Here is a 7,709-nt window from a genome sequence, read left to right as displayed (position 1 = left end):
AACTTTAGAGTGGAAAGAAACCCCTTTAAATACCCTGTAATTAAACTGACATAAACTCTAGTATATAAAAAAGATGTATCCGCACAGTAGCTCTTCTCAGGTGTATGTAGATGTAGTAATTTTAGGATAAACAATTAGCTAAATTTTGAAATTCACCCTACCAATTTGGTAGATTAATAAATACTTGCTATACTTGCAATATAAATAACTTAAATATTTGCTTGATGAGTGATTTGCCTAATAAGTCAGCCATATTTTATGGCAATAAAAGCAAGATAAGGTTAACTGCCTTTTTTGTGATGTTGCTAGCAATAGCTTTCTTGTTGCTGAAAACAATTTGCATACCTGCTTTTTTAGTCATTGATTTTGCCCTTCGTTCATTCGATTTGGGAAAATATAGCCCACTTGCTAGCCTAAGCGGCCAAATTGTTACTAAGCTAAAACTCCCTCAAAAGCCTGTTTACCTGCCACCAAAACGTTTTGCGGCAAGAATAGGTTTAGTGTTTGTAATTGCTATATTTGTTTTATGCTTATTAGGGATAGATACCCTTGTTATTACTGCTGTTTTGGTTTTATTTGAAGCATTGGAATCACTGTTTGGCTTTTGTGCAGGTTGCTATGTATATAGCTTCTTGCAGCGACTGAAACTCATATAATTTTGATATTTTTTAATTATAAAACCATCAATACATGGCAAATTTGAATAAGAATACCCAGCAAACAGCACTGGGTGACGTAGCGGCCAGGCAGTTGGCCATTGCTACCCGTACTGTACCCCAAATGGTTACCATCAGCCCACGATGGCTGACCAAATTAATGAACTGGGTACCTGTAGAGTCAGGTGTGTACCGCCTGAATAAAGTAAAAGACGCAACCGCTATTGAGGTAGATTGTTCTGCCCGTGACGAACGCACGTTGCCACAAACTTTTGTGGACTATATCGAAAACCCACGCGAGTATAACTTGGCTGCAGTGCAAACAATTGTAGATGTGCATACAAGGGTATCTGACCTTTACAGCAAGCCTTACAACCAAATAAGCGAGCAATTGCGTTTGGCTATTGAAACCATTAAAGAAAGGCAGGAAAGTGAGTTGATTAATAATAAAGATTACGGCTTACTGCATAGCACTGCTCCTTCCCAAAGGATTAAAGCTCGTACTGGAGGCCCTACACCAGACGATTTTGATGATTTAATAGCCAAAGTTTGGAAAGAGCCAGGTTTCTTTCTGTTACACCCGTTAGCTATAGCCGCTTTTGGTCGCGAATGTACCCGCCGTGGCGTTCCACCACCTACCATTTCCTTGTTCGGTTCACAGTTCCTTACTTGGAGGGGTATACCATTGATTCCTTCTGATAAATTGCCTATAGAAAATGGTAAGTCCAAAGTTATTTTACTCCGCACCGGCGAAAGTCGCCAAGGTGTTGTAGGTCTGTTCCAACCAGGTTTACAGGGCGAGCAGTCCCCAGGATTATCCGTACGTTTCATGGGTATCAACGAAAAAGCCATTGCTTCTTATTTGGTTTCCCTGTATTGCTCATTGGCAGTATTGGTAGATGATGCAATTGCAGTATTGGAAGACGTAGAAATAGGCAAATATTATGAGTACAAATATTGATAATGGCGGTTTGCCAGACGTAGTAGCTTTGGAAAACTTAGCCAATTATTTCTTTAGGTCATCAGATACCGAAGGCTTACCTACACCTGGTGTACTTGGGCAGCAGGCACCACCTTCTGGTTATGATGCTTTGTTTATGCAGGGCAATGGGCTAGATTTTGCACCTGTTGCCACGCCTCCGTCTGTTCCATCCACGCCCTATAGCATATCACCTGTTTCAACACCGCCATCGGCTGTTGGGGCTGGCATTTCGCCTTCGGCATTGCAGTATGTCAATACGATTGATTTGGGTGAACCAGGCAATGACAATCAATATAATAGCAATGGCGGTGGCCGCATACCTGCATCCCTGGCGGGTAGTGGTGCTTCACCATCTGTAGTAGATGGCAATGCAGTAAACTTTAACGACCCACAAACCAGTTTGCCAGACGAGAACTTGAAAACAAACAATTCCCGTTCAGTAGCGGGTGATAGCATTTTTTCGCCAGCACACGTACTGAAAGAATATTTGCCTTTTGAAGTAGAGGGGCAATCTTACCAAGCAGGATTGGAAGCCGCTTTGTCTTCCATTTTCCAGCACACCCCTTCTACGCAATTACCCCTTTCAGCCCCTGCGGGATTTGGCATTAGCGATAGCCCCTCTTATTATTTCATGGAAGGGCATAGTTTGCCTGTGGGCGATTTGTCGTCTCAACTATCGGGCAGTACTTACCCACACGTAAAAAGCAGTACCCCTCCTGCATCGGCTATATCCACATTTGGCTTTGATGCCAATCTGGTAAAAAAGGATTTCCCCATCCTAAGCGAACAGGTAAACGGGAAGCCGATTGTGTGGCTTGACAATGCGGCTACCACTCAAAAACCCAAGCAGGTAATTGACAGGATTAGCTATTTTTATGAGCACGAAAACTCCAACATACACCGTGCTGCACACGAATTGGCTGCCCGTGCCACGGATGCTTATGAGGATGCTCGTAAAAAAGTACAAACCTTTATTGGTGCAGCTTCGCCTAATGAAATTGTGTTTGTACGTGGTACTACAGAAGCCATTAACCTTGTAGCAAAAAGCTGGGGGGAGCAATACCTACAGGCTGGCGATGAAATAATCGTTAGCCATCTGGAACACCATGCCAACATTGTGCCTTGGCAGCAGCTTGCTGCTAAAAAAGGCTTGAAGCTGCGGGTAATACCTGTGGACGATGATGGTCAAGTACTGTTGGATGAATATGCCAAATTGCTCAATTCCAAGACTAAAATAGTATCTTTTACCCAAGTTTCCAATGCTTTGGGTACGGTTACCCCTGCAAAAGCCATTATAGATATGGCGCATCATGCAGGTGCAAAAGTATTGTTGGATGGAGCACAATCTGTGTCGCATATCCGTACCAATGTACAAGCTTTGGACGCCGATTGGTTTGTATTCTCCGGGCATAAAGTGTTTGGCCCTACCGGGATTGGCGTATTGTATGGCAAGGAAGATCTGCTAAATGCAACCCAACCTTGGCAAGGTGGTGGGAATATGATTAAAGACGTAACGTTTGAACATACCCAATACCACGATGCACCTTCACGATTTGAGGCGGGTACGGGTAATATTGCCGATGCAGTAGGCCTTGGTGCTGCTTTGGACTATGTAAATAAATTAGGCATAGATAATATTTACCGCTACGAACATTACTTGTTGGAATATGCTACCCACCTTTTAAATGGCGTTCCAGGTTTAAAGCTTATTGGAACAGCCAAAGACAAAACCAGTGTGATGTCGTTTATATTGGACGGCTATACCAACGACCAAGTAGGCCAAGCCCTTAACCAGGAAGGTATTGCAGTGCGCACAGGGCATCATTGCGCACAACCCATACTCCGCAGGTTTGGGCTGGAAAGCACGGTGAGGCCATCACTGGCGTTTTACAATACTTGCAGCGATATTGACAGGTTGGTTGCAACGTTATGGAGATTGAAAAAGGTGAAATAACCATAAACGTACAAAAACACGAAGCGGCACAATTCTGCTACTTCGTGTTTTACTAATCAATTAATTTTAAGCAATATAATTCATAACTCCCTACGCCATATTATCCAAGTAATCCTGCAATTCCAAATCAGTCTTGTATAGCACTTCTCGCGATTTGCTGCCTAAGTTTGGTCCTACAATGCCAGCACGCTCCAGTTGATCCATCAGTCGGCCAGCACGGTTGTAGCCTAGCTTCATCCGGCGTTGTATAAGGGAGGTGCTGCCTATCTGGTTTTGCACTATTAGTTTCGCAGCATCTTCAAACAATGGGTCTTTATCGCTGCCATCAAAGTCTTTGCTTTCCAGTTCCTTCTCGTCCACATATTCCGGCAATAGGAATGCTTCTGGGTAGCCTTTTTGGTCGCCGATAAATTCGCATACACGTTCTACTTCTGGCGTATCTACAAAGGCGCACTGCACACGGGTTATTTCGCCATTATAGCTAATCAACATGTCCCCTTTACCTATCAACTGCTCTGCACCGCCCGCATCTAAAATGGTTCGGCTATCTATTTTAGAAGATACTTTAAAGGCTATCCGTGCCGGGAAGTTAGCCTTGATAGTACCCGTGATAATATTTACAGAAGGTCGTTGCGTGGCAATAATCAAGTGTATGCCAATGGCACGGGCAAGCTGTGCCAAGCGGGCAATAGGCATTTCTACCTCTTTACCAGCAGTCATGATTAGGTCGGCAAACTCATCCACTACCAAAACGATGAACGGCAGGTACTGGTGGCCTTTTTGTGGGTTTAGCCTGCGGCTAATGAACTTTTCGTTGTATTCTTTAATGTTGCGGCAGCCGGCTTCTTTCAGCAAGTCGTAGCGGTTGTCCATTTCTATGCAGAGGGCATTCAGGGTGCTTACTACTTTTTTGGTATCCGTAATAATGCTTTCTTCTTCGCCTGGCAGTTTGGCCAAGAAATGCTTTTCAATGGTGCGGTAAAGGCTTAGCTCCACTTTCTTGGGATCCACCAGCACAAATTTCAGTTGCGAAGGGTGTTTTTTGTATAATAAAGAAACAAGTAAGGTATTGATACCTACCGATTTACCCTGCCCAGTAGCACCCGCCATCAGTAAATGCGGCATGGTAGCCAAATCAACAATAAAGTTTTCATTGTCAATCTTCTTCCCAATCGCTATCGGCAAAGAGAAAGGGCTGTTGATGTATTTTTCAGACATCAACAAGGTTTTCATGCTTACCACTGTCTTTTTAATGTTCGGCACTTCTATACCAATAGTGCCTTTTCCGGGTATCGGTGCAATGATACGGATGCCCAAGGCCGCAAGGCTAAGGGCAATATCGTCTTCTAAATTCTTGATACGGCTAATCCTTACGCCCGGTGCAGGCACAATCTCATACAGTGTTACCGTAGGCCCTACCGTGGCGGCTATGCGCTGTATGTCAATGTCGTAGTTTTTTAAGGTAGAAACAATCTGGTTCTTGTGCGCTTCCAGTTCCTCGGGGTCATGCACAATTTTTTCACTGCCATGTGTTTCTAGTATATCTAGAACAGGGTAGCGGTAATCTTTTAAATCAAGTGTGGCATCGTAATTAGTGCCTATGCCCTGCCTTGGTGTTACTGCAGGTCTTTTTTCCAGTTCAATCGCCTCTTCTTCCTCTTCAAAATCATCCTGCTCGTCATAATCAGGGTTGGCTTCTTCAAAAAGGTCATCTTCCACGGGTGGTTTTATTTCCAACGCCATGCCCATGATGCTATCCAATGCAGACGGCTTTGGTGCTGGCGGCACAAATTGCTGTACCACAGGTGCTACCCACACAGGGGCAACTGGCGGCGGCACGGGCATTATTACCGAGATATGTTCATCTTCTTTTACTGGTTCACGTATTTCAAGCGGCAGTACGCTTGGCTCTGTTGGCCTGTACTCATTTTTATCAATAAACAATTTGCCTTCGGGTACAGGCGGTAATTCGGGTTCAGGTTCTTTTTCTATAACACCAAAGGCTGTCAATGGGCTTTCTGCTGCTGGCTCTGCTTTTGGCATAATAACAGAAACGCCACCTGATGCACCTTCTTTCAATTTATTGTTGCTTACAGGTACAGCAGGTTCTTCTGGTTCTGACTCAGGTTCTTTGATAGTAAGGGTAAACGGCATTTCTTCTGCTTCCTTGTAGTGGTTGGCTGCCAGGAATGCTTCAAAGTCTGGGTCGTCTTCCCCCGGTTCTTCTTCTTCGTTTTCCTCGGCCAATGGCATTTCTTTTTCTTTCCGTTTAAATTCGGGCCATTTGAACGTAGGGTTAAACCGCCAGATGATATAGCTAAACACAGCCGTAAGCAGCAATGCCCCTGTTCCTGCAACGCCAATCCATTTAATAAACCAGTCATTCACCAGCTCCCCCACGGCGCCGCCCCAGCTAAAATCGCTGCTGCGGGATACGAAGGAAAAAGCTACGCTTAGTACCACCAACCCCACCATTACATACCGCAAATTGCGTACAAGGCTAAATATCCTTTTGCCAAACAACAAGTTTACCCCCAGCACAAAAAAGAACGTGCAGAACAAATATGACGAAACGCCAAACCCATTATAGATAAATATATGTGCCACATAAGCACCTAGTACGCCCAGCAAGTTGTGCACAGCCACATCGCTGGTGGCAAATATTTTAATGCCAAACTGGTGTACCTTGTCTTGGTCTTCCTGCCAAGTAAACAGGTACGAAGTAAATGCTATAAATAAAAAAAGGGCAAACAATAGGCTGCTGGCCCCAGCTATTTTAGTGGTGCGCTCGTCTTTTACTACCTCGGTTACGGTTACTTGCACCTCCTTGTCGGGGTTAAGCTCTTCGGGGCTTAACGCTGGGGGTGTGTCTTTCTTTCTTAAGCGGTTTGCCATGTTAACAAATATACTATTTGCTTGAAAGAGGCAACTTTTTTTAGGGGGATGTGGATTATTTGTGCCAATAATAAAAGGAAATGGGGGATGGTGGATAACTTGAGTTTTAGTCGTAAGTGGTAAGTTCCAATAATACCAAGAGGTTATTTGTAGCTGCTACTTTTATATCCTTGGTTATGTATGCCTTCGCTAGCAGTAAATTGGTGTTATTTAGTAAATTACTTCGCTGATTAATAACAAATAGATTATTGAACCCAGCCACTTTTTCCCTCTATTTTACTATTTTAGCATCCTAGCTGCTAATCAAACTAGCACTTCAGAACAGACAGATAAAAATTAGCTGATGAAAAAAAAGATAAGACATATGCAACAAGTTCAATTTCGCAACTACCAAAAGATAGTGGCGGTATTGGTTTTAGCGATGGGGATGTTTTTAACCCCAAAAGCTCTCCAAGCTCAATGGAGCGAATTGGGCGGGGCGAATAATTCTACCTTTAATAATGACATATGGAGTATTGCTACAGACAACGCAGGCAATACATATACAGCAGGATGGTTTACTAATAGTAATGGTAAATTTTATGTAGCTAGATTTGTTGGTGGTGTATGGAGTGAAGTAGGGGGTGCAAATACTTCCACTTTCAATAATATCATAAATTGCATTGCTTCTGATGCAAACGGCAACCTATTTGCAGCAGGCTTTTTTAAGAATAACAATGGCAATTATTATGTGGCAAAATGGAATGGTAACGCATGGAGCGAGGTGGGTGGTACAAACACCTCTCCTTTTACTAGAATAATACAAAGTCTTTTTGTAGACATAAATGGAGCAATATATGCTGTGGGTGCTTTTACGAACGGAAACGGAAACCCTTATGTGGCAAAATGGGATGGTAGCAGTTGGAGTGAAATAAAAGGGGGTAACAGTGTTATTTTTAACGGAGCAATTGAAACTGTTACAATGGATGTAATCGGCAACTTATATGTGGCAGGTTTATTCACAAACGGTAATGGCAAAGAATATGTGGCAAAGTGGAACGGTGCCAATTGGAGCGAGGTAGGCGGCACAAATAATTATACATTCAATGGTGCTATTTATAGCCTTAGTACAGATTCAAAAGGCAATTTATATGCTGCGGGGCTGTTTTCAAATAGTAAAATAAAAAAATATGTAGCTAAATGGGACGGCAGTAGCTGGGGTGAAGTAGGAGGAGTTAATAAT

At 43.3% G+C, this 7,709-nt stretch carries 5 protein-coding genes; 4 read left to right on the top strand and 1 reads right to left on the bottom strand.

Annotation, left to right across the window (positions count from 1 at the left end; genetic code table 11):
- Positions 1 to 224 precede the first annotated feature (224 nt).
- The 3 genes from ACHFIY_RS18845 to ACHFIY_RS18835 are packed head-to-tail and all read left to right on the top strand — an operon-like array spanning position 225 to position 3,592.
- Positions 225 to 656 (top strand): DUF4395 domain-containing protein, encoded by a 432-nt coding sequence (locus tag ACHFIY_RS18845; protein WP_410847681.1) that lies wholly within the window; start codon positions 225 to 227, stop codon positions 654 to 656.
- A gap of 34 nt (positions 657 to 690) precedes the next feature.
- Positions 691 to 1,617 carry a family 2A encapsulin nanocompartment shell protein gene (locus ACHFIY_RS18840; protein ID WP_410847680.1) on the top strand — a complete coding sequence of 309 codons (927 nt, stop codon included), beginning with the start codon at positions 691 to 693 and terminating at the stop codon, positions 1,615 to 1,617.
- Positions 1,601 to 3,592 carry a family 2A encapsulin nanocompartment cargo protein cysteine desulfurase gene (locus tag ACHFIY_RS18835; RefSeq protein ID WP_410847679.1) on the top strand — a complete coding sequence of 664 codons (1,992 nt, stop codon included), beginning with the start codon at positions 1,601 to 1,603 and terminating at the stop codon, positions 3,590 to 3,592. Before ACHFIY_RS18840 ends, ACHFIY_RS18835 begins: the two co-directional genes overlap by 17 nt.
- Positions 3,593 to 3,682: 90 nt before the next feature.
- On the opposite strand, the gene ACHFIY_RS18830 is transcribed toward ACHFIY_RS18835, so the two are convergent.
- Positions 3,683 to 6,487: a DNA translocase FtsK gene (locus ACHFIY_RS18830; protein ID WP_410847678.1), complete on the bottom strand. Its 2,805-nt coding sequence runs from the start codon at positions 6,485 to 6,487 to the stop codon at positions 3,683 to 3,685.
- A 364-nt stretch (positions 6,488 to 6,851) separates the two neighbouring features.
- Here ACHFIY_RS18830 and ACHFIY_RS18825 point away from each other — a divergent pair.
- Positions 6,852 to 7,709: ligand-binding sensor domain-containing protein (locus tag ACHFIY_RS18825; RefSeq protein WP_410847677.1), on the top strand; the 858-nt coding region annotated here is incomplete at its 3' end.

The organism is Parasediminibacterium schistidii, from assembly GCF_046546515.1.
GTDB lineage: Bacteria > Bacteroidota > Bacteroidia > Chitinophagales > Chitinophagaceae > Parasediminibacterium.
Note: the sequence above shows the minus strand (reverse complement) of the source record. Positions and strands in the feature narration are given on the sequence as shown.